Source organism: Sulfitobacter sp. SH24 (assembly GCF_965641895.1).
Classification (GTDB): Bacteria; Pseudomonadota; Alphaproteobacteria; order Rhodobacterales; family Rhodobacteraceae; genus Sulfitobacter; species Sulfitobacter dubius.
In genome coordinates this window covers 41,610-58,287 of the sequence record NZ_OZ282575.1, presented here as the reverse complement: position 1 = coordinate 58,287, position 16,678 = coordinate 41,610, and the positions used below count along the sequence as shown (strand labels likewise).

The window sequence follows — 16,678 nt, the reverse complement described above, 5'->3', positions numbered from 1 at the left end:
GTAATTACTCTAGCTCGGCATGTTGCGAAATATTTAACCACTAGCGCACCATACTGAGGCAGACTTGTAACATCTGTATGAAAGGGTGCCGACATGCTGAAAACAATCACTATCGGAAGTTCCATTTACGTTCAGGGTATTTTTGTAAAAATGTTAGCTGGGGGCCGCATGGCCGTCCAAGTTGACGGAAAGATTTTCGAAGGCACGCCAGTCTAAGAAAATCACAACGGAACGCCTATCAGAGTGAACGAATAGGCGTTCCGGCGCGTTTTACCTTACCATGTGGTAGGGAAAATTATGTCATCGCAGCGCGCAATTGTCATTCTGAACCGCGGTTCAGGCCGTCAAAACGGTGACCAAGCCGAAACAACGATCCGAAACGCATTTGCGCGACACGGTATCACGGCTGAATTTATTCATATCGACAAGCGTAATGATCCCAAAAGTGCAGCGCATCAGGCGCTGTCTAGGGGCGATGGCATCATTGCCGTCGCCGGCGGTGATGGCACCATCTCGGGCGTGACCTCGGCGATGGTAGACCAAGATCGGCCGCTCGGAATCATTCCACAGGGCACTTTTAATTACTTTGCACGCTCTATGGGCATCCCCGAAGACCTTGATCGTGCGGTGGACCTGATCGCCAGTGGGGAAAGCCGCCCGGTGCATGTAGCCACGATAAATGGAGAAACATTCCTCAACAACGCGAGCATCGGCGCCTATCCCGCGATCCTCAAAACACGCGAAGGGATCTATCGTCGTTGGGGCCGCAGCAGGATCGCCGCTTATTGGTCTGTCATCAAGGCATTGATCGATTTCCGAACAACGCTAAAGCTAACCATTGTCGTAGACGGCAAGGAAAACACACTGCGCACCCCATTGGTCTTTGCGGTAAACAATGCCTTCCAATTAGATCAGATGGGGCTTGATGGCAAAGATTGCATCGCACGCGGTGACATGGTGCTGCTGGTCGCCCCTGACACCTACCGCTTTGGCCTGCTGCGCCACGCCATCGCCTTGGCTACTGGGTTGGCCAAACCCCATACCGATTATGAAATGCTCTGCGGGTCAGAAATCGATATCCGCATGAAACAGCGCAAACGCTATGTCGCGCGGGACGGAGAGGTTTCAATTATGAAAGGCCCTTACCGCCTTACCCGTGCAGCGTCGCCCATCCATATTTACGTACCCATTGCTGCGAAGGAGGCCGTGAGATGAGCCGTTTGATCCATCTATCCGACCTACATTTTGGCAAGGATCGCCCCGACCTTTTGACCCCGCTGCTGAACGCGGTGAACGGCTATGATCCCGACTTGGTTATCATTTCAGGAGACCTGACACAACGGGCGCGGGAAAAGGAGTATCGTGCGGCGCGGGCGTTTATTGATCGCATCAATGCGCCAGTTTTAAGCGTACCGGGCAATCACGATATTCCACTGCATCGCCCGTTAACGCGGTTTTTGATGCCGTGGCGGTATTACCGTCGTTGGATCGCTCGCGATCTGACTCCGGTACATCAGGGTGCGGATTTCATTGCTGTCGGGATCAACACGGTCGACAGATTTAAATGGCAAACCGGTAAACTCGGCCTTCATCGGCTGCGTCGCGCTTGTCGTGCGCTGTCAGGCGGGGGGAAAGACACCATGCGCATTGCTGTGTGCCACCATCCACTAGATCACCCGACCGAGACAAAGAAGCGGCCGATTCCGGGCGCACAACGCGCCTTACGGCGGCTGCTGGACTGCGGCGCTGACCTGATCCTGTCGGGCCATCTGCACATCTGGCACGCAGGCACCTTTGCCCACCCCGCACCTGAACATGACGGGCATCTCGCGATCCAGCTTCATGCTGGCACCAGCCTTTCCTCTAGGCAGCGTGGCGAGCCGAATGATTTCAACCTGATTGATATCTCGCCCCTGCACGTCAATCTCGCTCGGATCAGCTTTGACGATAGCAAAAAGGCATTCACAAAAGCAGAGGCCCGGCAATTTGACCGGGCCTCTGGCGAATTCGTCGTCTAAACGCTTGGCTTAGGCCAATGTGCGGGTCACTTCTTCGCGCTCGAAGATCTCGATCACATCGTCGGGACGGATGTCATCGTAGTTCTCAAACGCCATGCCGCACTCCTGCCCGGACTGGACTTCAGGCACTTCGTCTTTGAAGCGCTTGAGCGTTTTCAGCGTACCTTCGTGGATCACGACGTTGTCGCGCAGCAGACGCACACCGGCGCTGCGGCGGGCGACGCCTTCGGTGACCAGACAGCCCGCAACTTTGCCCACACCGGTGACCTTGAAGACTTCCTTGATGTTGGCATAGCCAATGAAGTTCTCTTTGATCTCGGCACTCAGCAGGCCGCTTGCAGCCGCTTTCACGTCATCCACAAGGTCATAGATGACCGAGTAGTAGCGGATTTCGACGCCCTTCTGGTTCGCCGTGTTCCGCGCCGAGGCGTTGGCACGGACGTTGAAGCCCATGATCGGTGCGCCCGAAGCTTCGGCCAGACCGACATCCGTCTCGGTGATCGCGCCCACACCGGAGTGCAGAACCCGAACGCGGACTTCGTCGTTGCCGATTTTCTCCATCGCCTGAACGATCGCTTCGGCAGAGCCTTGCACGTCGGCTTTGACCAAGATCGGCAGCTCGCTGACGTCTTCGTTCGCCTTGGCATTGGCCATAAGCTGTTCCAGCGTCGTCGCAGCACCAGCAGCGGCACGTTTGTCCTTAGCTGCATTGGCGCGGTATTCAGCGATTTCGCGGGCCTGCGCTTCGGTTTCAGTGACGTTCAGAACGTCACCGGCCTCTGGCGTGCCGTTGATGCCAAGCACCTCAACCGGTACCGAAGGACCTGCTTCTTTGACGCGCTCGCCTTGGTCATTGATCAGCGCACGGACCTTACCGTACTGCTCACCCACGACAAAGATATCACCCTGCCGTAGCGTCCCGTTCTGAACCAGAACAGTCGCAACAGGGCCGCGGCCCACATCAAGCTGCGCTTCGATCACCGCACCGACAGCGGCCCGATCTGGGTTCGCCTTCAGTTCGAGAATTTCGGACTGCAGCGCAATCGCTTCGAGCAACTCGTCCAGACCTTGGCCTGTGGCCGCCGAAACTTCGACGTCCTGCACATCGCCAGACATCTTTTCGACGATGACTTCGTGCTGAAGCAGATCCGTCCGGACCTTATCAGGGTTCGCAGCAGGCTTATCGATTTTGTTGATCGCCACGATCATCGGCACTTTGGCCGCTTTCGCGTGGGCGATCGCTTCGATCGTCTGCGGCATCACGGCGTCATCCGCCGCGACCACCAGAACCACAATATCTGTTACCTGAGCACCGCGCGAACGCATGGAAGTAAAGGCCGCGTGGCCGGGTGTGTCGAGGAAGGACAGCACCGCACCATTGTCTGTCGTAACCTGATAGGCACCGATGTGCTGGGTGATCCCGCCGGCTTCGCCAGCAACCACTTTCGCATTACGGATCGCGTCGAGCAGCGATGTTTTACCGTGGTCAACGTGGCCCATGATCGTGATGACCGGGGGACGACCTTGCAGGTCTTCGGGCTTGTCTACGATCTCTTTGATGACATCTTCGACATCAGAGTCGCTGACGCGCACAACCTTGTGGCCAAACTCTTCGATGATGAGTTCAGCGGTATCCGCGTCGATGGTTTCATTCTGCGTGACCATCATGCCGTTCTGCATCAACGCTTTTACAACAGCGCCAGTCTTTTCGGCCATACGGTTGGCAAGCTCGGATACAACAATTGCCGGGGGCAGATTGACGTTGCGCACAATCTTCTCGCGCTCAACCTGACCACCCATGGCTTTTTGACGCGCACGCTCTTGTTTGCGCTTCATCTGCGCCATGGAACGCTGACGGCCACCTTCACCACCGTTGAGGGCTTGGTTCACTGTCAGCTTACCAGAACGGCGGCTGTCGCCACCCTTGCTACGCTTCTTGGTTTCGTCGCGGTCACGCTCTGTGGTTTTGCGCGGCGTTGCGGCGGGCATGGGCTTGTTGCCCGGCTCACGCGCGGCGGCAGGTTCTGGCGCAGGAGCAGCAGCAGCCGCTTCGGCCTCTGCTTTGCGGCGCGCGTCTTCCTCGGCTTTCGCCTTAAGGCTTTCCTCGCGCTCACGCTCTTCGCGTTCTTTGGCTTCAATCTCGGCCCGGCGGCGCTCACGCTCTTCGGCGCGGGCCTTTTCCTCGGCCTCACGTGCTGCGGCTTCCTCAACCTCACGGGCTTTGGCAGCCTGAACAGCTTTCAGACGACGCTCCATCTCGGCATCGGTGATGCCTGCGGGACGTTTCTTGGGATCCCCAATCGGCCCGGCACCCGGCCCGGTTGGTTTCTGGCCACCCGGCTTGGGCACCACAACACGCTTGCGCTTGGTTTCGACCACAACGTTCTTGGTCCGCCCGTGGCTAAAGCTTTGCTTTACATTCCCCGGACGTGCGCCGCCGCGCAGACCCAATGTTTTCTTGCCGTCACTATCGCTCATGAAGCTCGTCTATCCTTTCGGATGGCCGCTGCCACCCTCGTTTACGCGCACGCCTTTAAGTCGTCCGGCTTCCTCTACAACACGTTGCGTGAGTCCGCCAGAGGCGAGCGCCCCATGTATCACAGTTTGGCGACCGAATGCCAAACCCAATTCATCGGCTGTCAACCAACCGATGTAGTGACCGTAATGAGGGGTGCTCAGCTTGGACTTACCGCGCCCTGACCCGTCTACGGCCTGTATCAATACTTCGGCCTCTTCGGTTTGCAACCAACCCTTGACCTTTTCGTAGCCGGCGACCGCCTTGCCTGCCTTGCGCTGGAGCGAGATCAAGTCCACCACCCGGCGCGCCAATTGTTGTTCGACTTCGTCGATCAACCCGTCTGGCAGCGTGACCGGCTGTTTCGCCGACCGAGCAAAGGCCTTTTTCTTTACCGCAAGTTCCAGCGCGGCACGGTCAGCCGAGACATAAATGCCCCGGCCCGGCAGTTTACCCAAAATATCCGGGTAAACCTGATTGTCCGGGCCGATCACAAAACGGATCAACCCGTGTTTTGGCTGCACGTCGCCCGTGGCAATGCACTTGCGTTCTGGACCAGTCTGCTGGTCATTCGAAGCGCCACCGCGTCCCATGTGCAACCCCCGAGGCCCGATTAGGCCTCGGCCTCCTCGGCGTTCTCGCCGTCTGTTTCTACGTCGTCTTCGTCCGCGTCGGCTTCAAGCTCGGTCGGGTCGACCCAGCCCAGCATGACACGGGCGGTCATGATCATAGCTTGGGCGTCTTCAAGGCTGACCTCAAAGGGCTCAAGCGCACCATCGTCCTTAACACGCTCGCCGTTGACCGTGGTCCAGCCGCCAGCCAGTTCCCAATCGGCACAGGTGGCGAAATCTTCCAAGGTCTTTACATCGTCTTTTGCCAGCGCTTCTAACATTTGGGGGGTCAGACCCTCAAATTCAACCAGGCTGTCTTCGACACCCAACGCGCGGGCGTTATCAAGCGCTGCTTTGTTCTGCGCCTCAAGCACATCACGGGCACGGGCCTGCAACTCGCCAGCGGTGTCTTCGTCGACACCGTCGATGACCAGCAACTCGTCGACTTCGACGTAGGCCACTTCTTCGAGGTTGGTGAAACCTTCGGAAACCAGCAACTGGGCAAAGAATTCGTCCAGATCGAGGTTGTCCATGAACAGCTTGGTGCGCAGCTCGAACTCGGCCTGACGACGCTGGCTTTCCTGCTCTTCGGTCATGATGTCGATATCGAGACCGGTCAACTGGCTGGCCAGACGCACGTTTTGACCACGACGGCCAATCGCCAGCGACAGCTGCTCCTCGGGCACGACGACTTCGATCTTGCCGGCTTCTTCGTCCAGAACCACTTTCGACACTTCAGCAGGCTGAAGCGCGTTCACAAGGAAGGTCGGCTGGTCTTCGTTCCACGGAATGATGTCGATCTTCTCGCCCTGAAGCTCGTTCACGACGGCCTGCACGCGGCTACCGCGCATACCAACGCAGGCACCGACGGGGTCGATGGAGCCGTCATGCGAAATCACAGCAATCTTGGCGCGCGAACCGGGGTCGCGGGCGACGGCTTTGATCTCGATGATGCCGTCGTAGATCTCCGGGACTTCCATCTTGAACAGTTCGGCCATGAACTCAGGCGCGGTGCGGCTCAGGAAAATCTGCGGGCCGCGCTGCTCGCGGCGCACGTCTTTGATGTAGACGCGGATACGGTCGTTCGGGCGATAGCTTTCGCGGCCAATCTTCTCGTTGCGGCGCAGGATCGCTTCGCCAGCACCCACATCGACGATGACGTTGCCATACTCTTCGCGCTTGACCAGACCGTTGATGATCGTGCCTGCGCGGTCTTTGAATTCTTCGTACTGACGGTCACGCTCAGCTTCGCGGACCTTCTGCAAAATCACCTGCTTGGCCGATTGCGCCGCGATCCGGCCCATCTCAACCGGGGGGACTTCTTCGACATAAGTGTCGCCGACCTTGGGGTCAGCCATATACTGCTTGGCCTGATCGACAGTGAACTCAGCCTGATAGTTCTCAAGCTCATCATCCTCGACCACGGTGCGAACGCGGGTGAAGGTCGCCTTGCCGGTCTTACGGTCGATGTCAACGCGGATGTCCATTTCGGCGCCGTAGCGGGACTTTGCGGCGCGGGCGAGGGATTCTTCCATCGCTTCGACGACCAGACCGGGGTCGATCATCTTTTCGCGCGCCACCGCCTCGGCGGTTTGCAACAGCTCAAGCTGGTTTGCAGATGTAATGGCCATTAGGTGTCTCCCTCAGCAGACTCTTCAGTCTCGATATCATCAAAATCGGTTTCGTCGATCGCACCAGACGCCTTGCGCTGGCGGAGCATTTCTTTGATCAGGTCGTCGGTCAGGACCAGCTTCGCGTCACTCAGCCAGTCGAACTGCAGGCCAATGGTGCCTTCTTCGACGTTGATCAGCACTTCTCCACCTTCGACGCCTGCCAACTCGCCCTTAAAGCGGCGGCGGCCGTCGATCAGCTCGGTGGTCTCAATCTTGGCCTCATAGCCCTCGAACGCATCAAAATCTTTGAGCCGCGTCAGCGGACGATCGATGCCGGGGCTTGAAACCTCAAGCGCGTATTCGTCAAGGATCGGATCTTCGACATCCAGAACCGCGCCGATTGCCTGAGAAATCTTGGCGCATTCATCCACTTCGATCCCGCCATCAGGCCGGTCGGCCATGACTTGCAGGATGGTAGACTTGCCCGACATCAGGCGGACGCGCACCAATTCAAAACCCATGTCCTCGATCACAGGGGTGATGATCTCGGCCAGACGGCGGTCAATGGCAGCTTTGGCAATCAGGTCGTTCGACATGAGACATCCAATTTAATCTGGCAGTTTCGTTCAGGCATAAAAAAACGGGCGCGCGGCCCGTGTTCAAGATCGGTGGAGCCTTCGGTTTGGACCCGAAAGCGCCGCTGTTGAGAGGGGATATAGGCCGAATGCCGCGAAACTGCAACCCCCGTCAGCCGAACCACCAGCGCTCGGGCGCACGCAGGTTATCCATCGGCGCTTGGCGTCCGGGGTTGGGGGGCTGGCGCAGATCGCCCGACAGGGCGCTGACCCCACCGGCACTGTCGGTCTGAAGCGTCACATCGCCCCGTTCGCGATAGCGCGGGCGGGCGGGCAAATCCGCTGCATCAACAAGCCTTTCGCTCAATGCCTGCGCGCGCACCTCCCGCGCGGGGATCGCGACAAGCTCGACCGTATCGAACCAACCGGCGGTGCCGTCTTTGTAATGGCTCTCCACCCGCTCGGCCAAAACCTGACGCCCGGCGGAAAAGCGCCGCAGACGGTAAAGCCCGGTGCCGATCCCGGCCTCGGGGGCATGGGCGGGGCGGATCACATAGCGCGGTTCGGACAGCAACAGCGGCAGACCGGGATTCGCTTGGGGCAGGGTGATCTGCACATGCAGGGCACCCTGCGCGGTAATTTCAGTTTGAGGCAGTAGGCTTTGCAGACTGGCCACAACATCGCGGGCAGTCAGCGGGCTGCCGTCGTGAAACCGCACATCGGGCCGGAGATCAAACCGCCACTGTCGCGCACCCTCGCTCGCTTGCCAGCCGGTCGCCAACTCACCTTTAAGGATGCCGTTGCCCGCCACTTCGGTCAGCGTGTCAAAGATCATGCCCTGACGTGCGACCTGCATAAAAAGCCCCTCGCCGTGGACCCAAGTGTCCTCTCGGGTGGCGCCGGAAAGCGCCAGCCGCAGACGGCCACCGCGCCGGGGTGGCTCTCCGGCGCTGGCACCTGTCGCGGCCAGCAGAGCCGCCGCCGCGCCGGTGGTGAAAAGCGCCCGGCGATCCAGCAGAGAGTTACGCCCACTCATCGCTGACCAATCCTATCCATCGTGCGCACAAGTTCCGCGCTAATCCCCGGCTCTGACAGTGCGTGACCCGCGTTGCGGATCATCCGCAGATCGGCATTGGGCCAGCGCTCGGCCAGCGCGTAGGCGCCCGAAGGGGGGCAGATCATGTCGTAACGCCCCTGCACGATCACCCCCGGGATATGCGCGATGCGGCCCATATGTTCGAGGATCTGACCGTCGAACTCCAAAAATCCATTGTTGGTGAAGTAATGGTTCTCCAACCGCGAGAACGCCCGCGCATAGGCCGAAGGACCGCCATGCGAAACGCCATCGGACTGCACCGAGGCCAGCGCGTTCTCCCAAGCCGCCCATGCGCGGCCATAGTCCTGCTCGACCCTGAGGTCGCCCGAGAACAGCCGCCGATGGTAGGCCGCAATCAGATCGTCACGCTCATCTTCGGGGATCAGGTTTACGAACCGCGCCCAAAGTTCGGGCCAGAACCGCCCGGCCCCGCCGCCGTAGAACCAATCAAGCTCGGCCTGCGTCATCAGGAACACGCCGCGCAGGATCAGATGACGCACGGCCTCTGGATGCGCTTGGGCATAGATCAGCGCCAGCGTCGCCCCCCAAGAACCGCCAAAAACCATCCATTTGTCGATGCCGAGTGTGCTGCGAATCAGCTCGATATCCGCGACAAGATGCCATGTCGTGTTGTCCGTGACCGAGGCGTGCGGGGTAGAGCGCCCGCAGCCGCGCTGATCGAACAGCACCACGCGGTACACCTTTGGGTCGAAATACCGCCGCATCGCCGGGCTGCAACCGCCGCCGGGGCCGCCATGGAGCACGACAACGGGGATGCCGTCGGGATTGCCGCATTGTTCGACATAGACCTGATGCCCCTGCCCCACAGACAACATCCGCTGGTCGAAAGGCTCAACCGGCGGATAAAGATGCGCTGCGTCGCGTTTTTGGTCGGGATACTTGTCCATTGCCGCCCTATATAGTCATTGAACCCAAAAGAGCACAGGGAGATCAGAATGCAAGCGGATCAATCAACCATCGACCCCGCCGAGATCGCCAAATTCGAGGCGATGGCCGCCGAATGGTGGGATCTGAACGGCAAGTTCAAGCCGCTGCACATGCTGAACCCCTGCCGGTTGGATTACATCACCAGCCAAATTGCGGGCGAGTTTGACCGTGATCTAACTGTCGACGCGCCGTTTAAGGGTCTGCGCATTCTCGACATCGGGTGCGGCGGTGGGCTGCTCTCGGAACCGATGGCGCGGCTGGGGGCCGAGGTGGTCGGCGCGGATGCGGCGGCGGGCAATATCCCCGTCGCGCAAATTCACGCGCAGCAGTCGGGGCTGGAGATTGATTACCGCCACACCACCGCCGAAGCGATGGCCGAGGCGGGTGAGAAATTCGATGTCGTGCTCAATATGGAGGTCGTCGAACACGTTGCCTCCCCCATCGACTACCTCATCGCCTGCCGCCGCCTGCTGAAACCCGGCGGGCTGCACATCTGTTCGACCCTGAACCGCAATCCAAAGTCCTTTATGATGGCGATTGTGGGCGCAGAGCATGTGATGCGCTGGCTGCCCAAGGGCACGCATGACTGGAACAAGTTCATCACGCCGGACGAGCTTTATGATTTGCTCAACCGTGCGGGACTGGAGCCGGTGGATCGCAAGGGTTTCGTTTTCAACCCCATCGCGTGGTTATGGCGCCTGTCGGATCGGGATCTCAGCGTGAACTACGTTACCGCCAGCCTCAATCCTGGCTCAACTGACGCCTGAGCGCACGGAGGATCGGCAGCGTGGCGCGAACCTGCTCTTCGCCCAGATCATCCACCACGTTGGAAATCATCGGCGTGATCGCGTTCACCGCCGCGTCCCGTGCCTGCCGCCCGGCAGGGCTGATCGCGACCATTTTGCGCCGCGCGTCATCCCAATCGGGGCGGATATGGATATAACCGGCCCATTCCAGTTTGCTTAGCGTGTTGGTCATCGCCCCGCGCGTGACATTGAATGTCTCTGCCAGTTGCGCGGGCGAGCGTTCGCCGCCATGCCATGAAAGCGAATTCAGCACCGAAAAATGCGAAATTTCCATCCCGCGTGGCAGAACCCGTGTGAGGCGGCTGCGCACCTGTTGATCGGCGGCCAGCAATTCACCGAACAGCATGATCGCAAGTGTGTTTTTATCGTCGGTCATCTTAGGTCCGGTCAGGGCGCGGCAAAGGGGCGGCGGTTGGCAAGGCTGGGCACTTTGGCGCGGGCCTTGTCACATTCTTCCATGTCCATGTCACAAAAGTAAACGCCGGGGGCCGTCCCGGCATCAAGCACGACCTCTCCCCACGGCGCCACAACCAGCGAATGCCCATAGGTATCGCGGGTTTTATGCTCGGCACTGGCATGGGTGCCGGTCTGGGCCGGGGCCAGCACATAGCAGCCATTCTCAATCGCCCGCGCCCGCAGCAGACTGTGCCAATGCGCGGCTCCGGTGACCGGAGAGAAGGCCGCAGGCATGGTCAGGATACGCGCGCCCGCCTCGGCCAAAGCTTGATAGAGCGCGGGAAAGCGCATGTCATAGCAAACCGACATCCCAATCTTGCCAAAAGCCGTTTCGGCCACCACTGCCTTGTCACCGGGGCGATAGCCTGCGGATTCGCGGTAGGTCTCGGTCGCGCTGATATCCACGTCGAACATGTGGATCTTGTCGTAGCGGGCCACGATCTCTCCCTGCGGAGAGATCAGGAAGGACCGGTTGGCAAAGCGCCCGTCGCCGCCCCGCGTCTTGAGCGCGAGTGAGCCGATCAGCAGCCAAGTGCCCGCCTTCGCCGCCTCTTCGCGCAGGGCGGCGAGGGTAGCGTCATCTTCCTCATAGGCCAGCACGGCTTGTTGGTGGCTACGGCTGGTGCTGACGCAATTCGTCACCTCGGGCGTCAGAACAAACGCTGCCCCGCCCGCCACCGCCTCGCGCAGCAGGGCGCGGGTTTCAATCAGATTAGCGGCGGGGTCGTCCGAGACGTTGAGTTGCAGCAGCGCGATTTTCATCTGTCTTGCAGCAGCGCGTCGAGCGTGCCGGCACGGTCCAGCGCATAAAGCTCATCACAGCCGCCCACATGCACGTCACCGATAAAGATCTGCGGCACGGTACGGGCACCGCCAGCGCGTTGGATCATCTCTTTCTTGCGCTCTGGCTCCGACAGCACGTCGACCTCGTCAAAGGCCGCGCCCTTTTGGGTCAGCAGACGTTTGGCGGAATGGCAAAAACCGCAGAGCGGCGACGTGTAGATTTCGACAGGTTGCATGAAATCACCCTTTGAACAGTTAACGTTGCACAGTGATCTAGGTCTCTTTGGCCACGCGCGCCAGTGCCAGCACGAAAACTGGCCCGGAACCGGCGGCAAGGCAAGCCTCCGTACAAGCGGTAAGTGTGGCACCGGAGGTAAAGACATCATCCACCAAAATCACCGGTCGCGTGATGATACGGTGCCGCCGTCGCGGATGCACGCGGATCGCCTCTTGCAAAACGTTGAACCGTTCCGCCCGGCCCAACCCATCAAGTGAGGGCGTGCGCCGGACCCGCTGCAACAGGTCCGGGCACCAGCTATGCCCGGTTTCGACCGAGAGTGCTTTGGCCAATAGCCCTGATTGATTGTACCGACGCTTTAGCAAACGCAGCCAATACAGGGGCACCGGCGCGATCAGTGCGGCATCGGGTAAGATGCCCTGCGCCGCCTGTGCCATCCAGCGTGCCGCCGGGCGGGCGATCTCTTGGCGGTCGCCGTGTTTCAGCGCCAGTACCAACCTGCGCCCCATATCGCGATAAAGCAGCGCCGTGCGGCCCTGCGCCCAAGGGCGCGGCGTGACGAGACAGGCATCACAATGCGGTGAAGCCACATCTCCGCCCCCCGGCAGCGGCACCCCGCAAGCATCGCATACCGTGCCGCCGATAAAGGATGTGTCACGCCAGCACCCACCACAAAGGCCAAAGTCTGCGTCCACCACCCCGCCACAGCCCAGACAGCGCGGCGGGTAAATTAATGAGAGCGCTGTTTGAAGTCTCCGTGGCGGCATTCTATGTGTTCCTCATGACAGCACAGCCCACACTGACCGACCTTAAGGCCCTCACCCATCGCCGCGCCCGCGCGACGGCGCGGGGAATGTTCCTGCAACAGGCGGCAGCCGAAGAGGTTCAGGATCGGGTGGGATTGGTTAAAAAAGCGTTTACCGCACCGGCTATCGTGACAGCTTTCCCGCAGGTCTGGGAGGCCGCCTTTCCCAAGGCAAAGATTGTGCCCGAGGGCGAAGTCTTGGCGCTAGAACCGCAGGCGCATGATCTGGTGATTCACGCTATGGGGTTGCACTGGACGAATGATCCGATCGGCCAGCTGATCCAATGCCGCCGCGCGCTGCGCCCTGATGGGCTGTTGCAAGCCGTGGCACTGGGCGGGCAAACCCTGCATGAATTGCGCGCCTGTTTGGGTCAGGCAGAGGCTGAAGTAACCGGCGGCCTCTCCCCGCGGATCGCACCGATGGGAGAGTTGCGGGATCTTGGCGCGCTGTTGCAACGCGCGGGTCTGGCACTTCCGGTGGCTGATAGCCAGCCACTGACTGTGGAGTACGAAGATGCATGGGCGCTGATGCGCGATCTGCGCGAGATGGGGGAAACCAACGCTTTGCAAGCACGTCTGCGCCGCCCCACTGGTCGCGCGGTCCTGACCCGCGCGGCAGAGCTCTATGCCACGCATTTTACCGCTCCCTCCGGCCGGGTCACCGCGACCTTTGATATGATCTTCCTCGCCGGGTGGGCGCCGGATGAAAGCCAGCAGAAACCGCTGCGCCCCGGTTCGGCGCAGCAACGGCTGGCAGATGCGCTGAATAGTCGCGAGGAACCCCTCCCCGATTGACCCAATCTGCAAAGCGGCTATCTCTGCGCGGATCATATGTGCGAGGAAACCCCATGCAGGCACCCCAGCCCGAGACGGCCCGACCCCAACACGGCCCCAGCGATCACCCCAAAGTCCCGCGTCCCAAGGTTGGCGTTCTGCTCGCCAACCTCGGCACGCCGGACGGCTATGACTATTGGTCGATGCGCCGCTACCTGAGCGAGTTCCTCTCGGACCGCCGAGTGATCGACTACAGCCCGTGGAAATGGCAGCCGCTGTTGCAGACGGTGATCCTTTCCAAACGCCCTTTCACCAGCGGCGCGGCCTATAAATCGATCTGGAACGAGGCCGAAAACGAAAGCCCGCTGGCAACGATCACCAAGTCGCAGACAGCCAAGATCAAGGCGGCGCTGCAGGCGCGTTACGGTGCCGATGTGATGGTCGATTACGCCATGCGCTACGGCAACCCATCGACCCGGTCCAAGGTCGAAGCAATGACCGCCGCAGGGTGCCAAAAGATCCTGTTTTTCCCGCTTTATCCGCAATATGCCGGGGCCACGACCGCAACGGCGAATGACGCTTTCTTTGCCGCGCTGGCCAAAGAGAAATGGCAGCCCGCGTCGCGCACCGTTGCCCCCTATTTCAACCGCCCCGACTATATCGAAGCGCTGGCCCAATCGGTTGAGCGTGCCTATGCCGCGAAGGACAAAAAGCCCGACCTGCTGGTCTGCTCCTACCACGGCCTGCCGCAGCGCTATCTGATGGAGGGTGACCCCTATCATTGCCAATGCCAGAAAACGACGCGCCTGTTGAAAGAGCGTTTGGGCTGGCAGGACAGCGAGATCATGACGACCTTCCAATCGCAATTCGGCCCCGAAGAATGGTTGCAGCCCTACACGGTGGAAGAGGTTGCCCGGCAGGCCAAGGCTGGCAAGAAAAGTATCGCCGTCTGTGCGCCTGCCTTTTCGGCGGATTGCATCGAAACGCTGGAAGAGATCAACGAAGAGATCAAAGAGAGCTTTGAAGAGGCGGGCGGTGACGATTTCACCTATATCCCATGCCTTAACGATGATGACGCGCATATCGAGGCACTGACCACGATCATCAGCGAAAATCTAGCCGGTTGGGTCTAAGCCGATCCGGGGGTCGCTGCGGCGGCCCCTTTTTCAAAACCATACGCAGAATACAAAAAAGGCGGTGCACTGCACCGCCTTTTCCGTTTGATCGTCAGTTCCGATTAGTCGGAAGCAACAGCTGCGGCAACCAGTGCCAACAGGATCAGGGGAACCAGGATGCCCGAGGACGAACCGGTTGTTTCTTCCACGATGACCGGTGCTTCGACGATTGGCTCGGCCAGCGAACCAGCAAAAGCAGTCGATGCAGCAGCGGACAGAGCAGCGGCGAGAACGAGTTTCTTCATAACATAACCTCCAGAATAGGCGTGCAGTATCATGTACATACACGCGCCCAAGACTTACCTCGTGACTCCGTTCTAAACAGTATCGGCAAAAGTTTGCAAACCCGGAATCAGCTATTGCATCAAGGAATCAGGAAAATGTCGTCAAATAAGCAACACTTGGGTGCCGACCTTTGTGAAGGCAAAAAGTTCGGCGATATGTTCGTCATAGAGCCCGATGCAACCATTGGAAGACTTACGTCCAATTTTTCTTGTGTCGTGGGTTCCGTGGATACGATAATAGGTCCAGCTGAGGTATAGCGCGTGGGAGCCCAAGGGGTTGTCCGGGCCGGGCCCAACATAGGGCGGCCACTCGGGATTACGCTTCAGCATCGAAGGCGTCGGGCGCCAGCTTGGCCCCTCTACTTTCTTGATGATCCGGGTACGGCCACGACGGGTCAGGTCTTCGGTCAGGGGCACGGACGAAGGGTAAAGCTTGTAAACGCTTTGATCTTCGGACCAATAATGCACCGCGCGGCTGTCAATATCTACCAGCACCGCGCCGTTGCGCGTGTCGCTGAAATAAGGCCGCCAATCCAACATGCGAAAGCTAGAGACATTGCGCTTGACCGATTCAGTCAAATCGCGCTCTGCTTCGGTGGTCGCGTCTGAGTTAAAAGAAGAGGCATCTTGCGCCAGTGCCGGGGTCGCAAGCATCGCAGCACTGCCAGCAAGGAAGCCACGACGGCTCTGAAACGAAAAACGGTGAGCGGACATGGAGCGTCTCCAAACTGAAATTATGCTAATTAATGCCACATATATGGCTTGAAAGTCGCAGTTTCAATTGAAACCGCTGTTTGATGGCAGACTCACGCCTATGTGCGTTTGAACTGCAACGCACCCCGATGTAAGGCAGGAAAAATTTCATTGCGTGGAGCGCTCATATGATCCGTATCCTGTCCATCCTGCTGGCGCTGACGGTTGCGCTGTCTGCCTGTGCCCCGTCCAGCACGACCGGTGGCAAAGCCGGTGGTTCCTACCGCATCAGCCGTTCCGACGCGGGTACAATCCAATTCCGCATGCTCGACTCGGTGAATGCGCTGCGCAGCTCTGCTGGGGTCACGCCTTTGGCGCTGGATGCCAAACTGAACGCCGCCGCCGCGACCCACTCGCGCGATATGTCGGTGCAGAACCGTCCTTGGCACTTCGGCTCTGATGGATCGTCGCCAATCGACCGTATCCAACGCGTTGGCTATACCGGCGGTCTGGTCGGCGAAGTTATCTCGGAAACCTATGAGACCGAGCTTGAGACCCTCGCCGCCTGGATGGAGCAGCCAGACACCCGCCGCATCTTGATGGCCCCCGATGGCCGCCAGATGGGTTTCTCTTGGTATCAGGAAAACGGTGGCAAGATCTGGTGGACGCTGGTCGTCGGCAACTGATCTTTTACTGAAAAAACGGTTTATCCGGCCCCTGCGGGGGCCGGTTTTGTTTTGACCAACCCGGTGATTAGGGTGTGATCAGAATCGGCGTGCCATCGCGCACCATCGCATAGACATCTTCGATCTCTTTGTTGGTGACCGCGATACAGCCCCACGTCCAATCGGTCTTTTCTTTCTGCCGCGGGTCTTTCTGCCCGTGAATAAAGATGTCGCCGCCGGGGCTTTTGCCCATGGCGCGGGCGGTCTCGATATCCCGCGCGTTGGGGTAATCGATTCCGACGGAAAGATGAAAGCGGCTGTTCGGATTGCGACGGTCGATTCGGTAGAGCCCTTCGGGCGTGCGCCCGTCCCCCTCAAAGGCCTTGTGACCAACCGGAGCGAAGCCCAGCTTGATCGGATAGTCCTCTAGCACGCGGTTATGATGCAACAACATCATGCGACGTTGGCTTTTGTTCACAACCACATAGGTCACTTCGGGACCGTTGTATCGTTTGAATTTACTGCTGCTGCACGCACCAAGCGCCACCATAGCGGTGCCGCCAAGTATCATTGTCCTGCGCTTCATCACTGTGCCCTCAAAGCCCCGGCCATTCCGGCCCTTT

The 16,678-nt window shown here is 59.5% G+C and carries 19 protein-coding genes; 6 read left to right on the top strand and 13 right to left on the bottom strand.

All coding sequences use genetic code 11. From position 1 onward, the window contains the following. The first annotated feature begins 297 nt into the window (after positions 1-297). Positions 298-1,215 carry a diacylglycerol/lipid kinase family protein gene (locus ACSQ16_RS02680; protein WP_243261790.1) on the top strand — a complete coding sequence of 306 codons (918 nt, stop codon included), beginning with the start codon at positions 298-300 and terminating at the stop codon, positions 1,213-1,215. Further along, on the top strand, positions 1,212-2,018 hold the full coding sequence (locus ACSQ16_RS02675) for a metallophosphoesterase family protein (RefSeq protein WP_243261791.1): 807 nt from the start codon (positions 1,212-1,214) through the stop codon (positions 2,016-2,018). Before ACSQ16_RS02680 ends, ACSQ16_RS02675 begins: the two co-directional genes overlap by 4 nt. Positions 2,019-2,027: 9 nt before the next feature. Here ACSQ16_RS02675 and infB read toward each other — a convergent pair whose 3' ends face one another. The 6 genes from infB to pip form a co-directional block, all read right to left on the bottom strand. Continuing rightward, positions 2,028-4,496: a translation initiation factor IF-2 gene (gene infB / locus ACSQ16_RS02670; RefSeq protein ID WP_093927562.1), complete on the bottom strand. Its 2,469-nt coding sequence runs from the start codon at positions 4,494-4,496 to the stop codon at positions 2,028-2,030. Between the two features lie 9 nt (positions 4,497-4,505). Further along, complete coding sequence (locus tag ACSQ16_RS02665; RefSeq protein WP_093927563.1) at positions 4,506-5,126, bottom strand: RNA-binding protein; 621 nt, start codon at positions 5,124-5,126, stop codon at positions 4,506-4,508. 20 nt (positions 5,127-5,146) lie between these two features. Then, positions 5,147-6,775, bottom strand: coding sequence for a transcription termination factor NusA (gene nusA / locus ACSQ16_RS02660; RefSeq protein ID WP_243261792.1), 1,629 nt, complete (start codon positions 6,773-6,775; stop codon positions 5,147-5,149). Further along, complete coding sequence (rimP, locus tag ACSQ16_RS02655) at positions 6,775-7,353, bottom strand: ribosome maturation factor RimP (RefSeq protein WP_243261793.1); 579 nt, start codon at positions 7,351-7,353, stop codon at positions 6,775-6,777. The genes nusA and rimP overlap by 1 nt, the downstream gene beginning before the upstream one ends. A 151-nt stretch (positions 7,354-7,504) precedes the next feature. Next, entirely contained in the window at positions 7,505-8,368 is an 864-nt protein-coding gene (locus ACSQ16_RS02650; RefSeq protein WP_243261795.1) for an ABC transporter substrate-binding protein, read from the bottom strand. Then, entirely contained in the window at positions 8,365-9,336 is a 972-nt protein-coding gene (gene pip, locus ACSQ16_RS02645) for a prolyl aminopeptidase (protein ID WP_243261796.1), read from the bottom strand. The genes ACSQ16_RS02650 and pip overlap by 4 nt, the downstream gene beginning before the upstream one ends. A 48-nt stretch (positions 9,337-9,384) precedes the next feature. Between pip and ubiG the strand changes: the two genes are divergently transcribed. Then, complete coding sequence (gene ubiG, locus ACSQ16_RS02640; protein ID WP_243261798.1) at positions 9,385-10,143, top strand: bifunctional 2-polyprenyl-6-hydroxyphenol methylase/3-demethylubiquinol 3-O-methyltransferase UbiG; 759 nt, start codon at positions 9,385-9,387, stop codon at positions 10,141-10,143. Here the strand turns inward: ubiG and ACSQ16_RS02635 are convergent. From ACSQ16_RS02635 to ACSQ16_RS02620, 4 genes are read right to left on the bottom strand one after another with little or no spacing between them, the layout of a single operon-like run. Continuing rightward, a complete protein-coding gene (locus tag ACSQ16_RS02635; protein WP_243261800.1) occupies positions 10,118-10,558 on the bottom strand; it encodes a MarR family winged helix-turn-helix transcriptional regulator in 441 nt (146 codons plus the stop codon). The genes ubiG and ACSQ16_RS02635 overlap by 26 nt on opposite strands. Positions 10,559-10,569: 11 nt before the next feature. Next, positions 10,570-11,400 (bottom strand): carbon-nitrogen hydrolase family protein, encoded by an 831-nt coding sequence (locus ACSQ16_RS02630; protein WP_243261801.1) that lies wholly within the window; start codon positions 11,398-11,400, stop codon positions 10,570-10,572. Then, the gene (gene grxC / locus ACSQ16_RS02625; RefSeq protein WP_243261802.1) at positions 11,397-11,657 is read right to left on the bottom strand and encodes a glutaredoxin 3; all 261 of its coding nucleotides are present in this window, start codon (positions 11,655-11,657) and stop codon (positions 11,397-11,399) included. Before grxC ends, ACSQ16_RS02630 begins: the two co-directional genes overlap by 4 nt. 37 nt (positions 11,658-11,694) lie before the next feature. Beyond that, positions 11,695-12,426: a ComF family protein gene (locus tag ACSQ16_RS02620; RefSeq protein WP_243261804.1), complete on the bottom strand. Its 732-nt coding sequence runs from the start codon at positions 12,424-12,426 to the stop codon at positions 11,695-11,697. Between ACSQ16_RS02620 and ACSQ16_RS02615 the strand changes: the two genes are divergently transcribed. Next, a complete protein-coding gene (locus ACSQ16_RS02615) occupies positions 12,393-13,259 on the top strand; it encodes an SAM-dependent methyltransferase (RefSeq protein WP_243261805.1) in 867 nt (288 codons plus the stop codon). The genes ACSQ16_RS02620 and ACSQ16_RS02615 overlap by 34 nt on opposite strands. 53 nt (positions 13,260-13,312) lie before the next feature. Further along, the gene (gene hemH, locus ACSQ16_RS02610; protein ID WP_243261807.1) at positions 13,313-14,371 is read left to right on the top strand and encodes a ferrochelatase; all 1,059 of its coding nucleotides are present in this window, start codon (positions 13,313-13,315) and stop codon (positions 14,369-14,371) included. 104 nt (positions 14,372-14,475) lie between these two features. On the opposite strand, the gene ACSQ16_RS02605 is transcribed toward hemH, so the two are convergent. Continuing rightward, complete coding sequence (locus tag ACSQ16_RS02605; protein WP_067261136.1) at positions 14,476-14,658, bottom strand: hypothetical protein; 183 nt, start codon at positions 14,656-14,658, stop codon at positions 14,476-14,478. A 141-nt stretch (positions 14,659-14,799) separates the two neighbouring features. Further along, complete coding sequence (locus tag ACSQ16_RS02600; protein ID WP_435988583.1) at positions 14,800-15,411, bottom strand: L,D-transpeptidase; 612 nt, start codon at positions 15,409-15,411, stop codon at positions 14,800-14,802. Positions 15,412-15,578: 167 nt separating this feature from the next. Here ACSQ16_RS02600 and ACSQ16_RS02595 point away from each other — a divergent pair, with 167 nt between their 5' ends. Then, complete coding sequence (locus ACSQ16_RS02595; protein WP_093927574.1) at positions 15,579-16,076, top strand: CAP domain-containing protein; 498 nt, start codon at positions 15,579-15,581, stop codon at positions 16,074-16,076. 67 nt (positions 16,077-16,143) lie between these two features. On the opposite strand, the gene ACSQ16_RS02590 is transcribed toward ACSQ16_RS02595, so the two are convergent. After that, on the bottom strand, positions 16,144-16,641 hold the full coding sequence (locus tag ACSQ16_RS02590) for a L,D-transpeptidase family protein (protein WP_243261810.1): 498 nt from the start codon (positions 16,639-16,641) through the stop codon (positions 16,144-16,146). Positions 16,642-16,678: the final 37 nt, after the last annotated feature.

Excerpts from the sequence above, each read along its gene's own strand:
- hemH (WP_243261807.1), top strand. The coding sequence starts at position 13,313 with ATGCAGGCACCCCAGCCCGAGACGGCCCGACCCCAACACGGCCCCAGC.
- ACSQ16_RS02650 (WP_243261795.1), bottom strand. The coding sequence starts at position 8,368 with ATGAGTGGGCGTAACTCTCTGCTGGATCGCCGGGCGCTTTTCACCACC.
- ACSQ16_RS02635 (WP_243261800.1), bottom strand. The coding sequence starts at position 10,558 with ATGACCGACGATAAAAACACACTTGCGATCATGCTGTTCGGTGAATTG.
- pip (WP_243261796.1), bottom strand. The coding sequence starts at position 9,336 with ATGGACAAGTATCCCGACCAAAAACGCGACGCAGCGCATCTTTATCCG.
- nusA (WP_243261792.1), bottom strand. The coding sequence starts at position 6,775 with ATGGCCATTACATCTGCAAACCAGCTTGAGCTGTTGCAAACCGCCGAG.
- ACSQ16_RS02590 (WP_243261810.1), bottom strand. The coding sequence starts at position 16,641 with ATGAAGCGCAGGACAATGATACTTGGCGGCACCGCTATGGTGGCGCTT.
- grxC (WP_243261802.1), bottom strand. The coding sequence starts at position 11,657 with ATGCAACCTGTCGAAATCTACACGTCGCCGCTCTGCGGTTTTTGCCAT.
- ACSQ16_RS02630 (WP_243261801.1), bottom strand. The coding sequence starts at position 11,400 with ATGAAAATCGCGCTGCTGCAACTCAACGTCTCGGACGACCCCGCCGCT.
- infB (WP_093927562.1), bottom strand. The coding sequence starts at position 4,496 with ATGAGCGATAGTGACGGCAAGAAAACATTGGGTCTGCGCGGCGGCGCA.
- ACSQ16_RS02595 (WP_093927574.1), top strand. The coding sequence starts at position 15,579 with ATGATCCGTATCCTGTCCATCCTGCTGGCGCTGACGGTTGCGCTGTCT.
- ACSQ16_RS02605 (WP_067261136.1), bottom strand. The coding sequence starts at position 14,658 with ATGAAGAAACTCGTTCTCGCCGCTGCTCTGTCCGCTGCTGCATCGACT.
- ubiG (WP_243261798.1), top strand. The coding sequence starts at position 9,385 with ATGCAAGCGGATCAATCAACCATCGACCCCGCCGAGATCGCCAAATTC.
- ACSQ16_RS02680 (WP_243261790.1), top strand. The coding sequence starts at position 298 with ATGTCATCGCAGCGCGCAATTGTCATTCTGAACCGCGGTTCAGGCCGT.
- ACSQ16_RS02675 (WP_243261791.1), top strand. The coding sequence starts at position 1,212 with ATGAGCCGTTTGATCCATCTATCCGACCTACATTTTGGCAAGGATCGC.
- ACSQ16_RS02665 (WP_093927563.1), bottom strand. The coding sequence starts at position 5,126 with ATGGGACGCGGTGGCGCTTCGAATGACCAGCAGACTGGTCCAGAACGC.
- rimP (WP_243261793.1), bottom strand. The coding sequence starts at position 7,353 with ATGTCGAACGACCTGATTGCCAAAGCTGCCATTGACCGCCGTCTGGCC.
- ACSQ16_RS02615 (WP_243261805.1), top strand. The coding sequence starts at position 12,393 with ATGAGAGCGCTGTTTGAAGTCTCCGTGGCGGCATTCTATGTGTTCCTC.
- ACSQ16_RS02600 (WP_435988583.1), bottom strand. The coding sequence starts at position 15,411 with ATGTCCGCTCACCGTTTTTCGTTTCAGAGCCGTCGTGGCTTCCTTGCT.
- ACSQ16_RS02620 (WP_243261804.1), bottom strand. The coding sequence starts at position 12,426 with ATGCCGCCACGGAGACTTCAAACAGCGCTCTCATTAATTTACCCGCCG.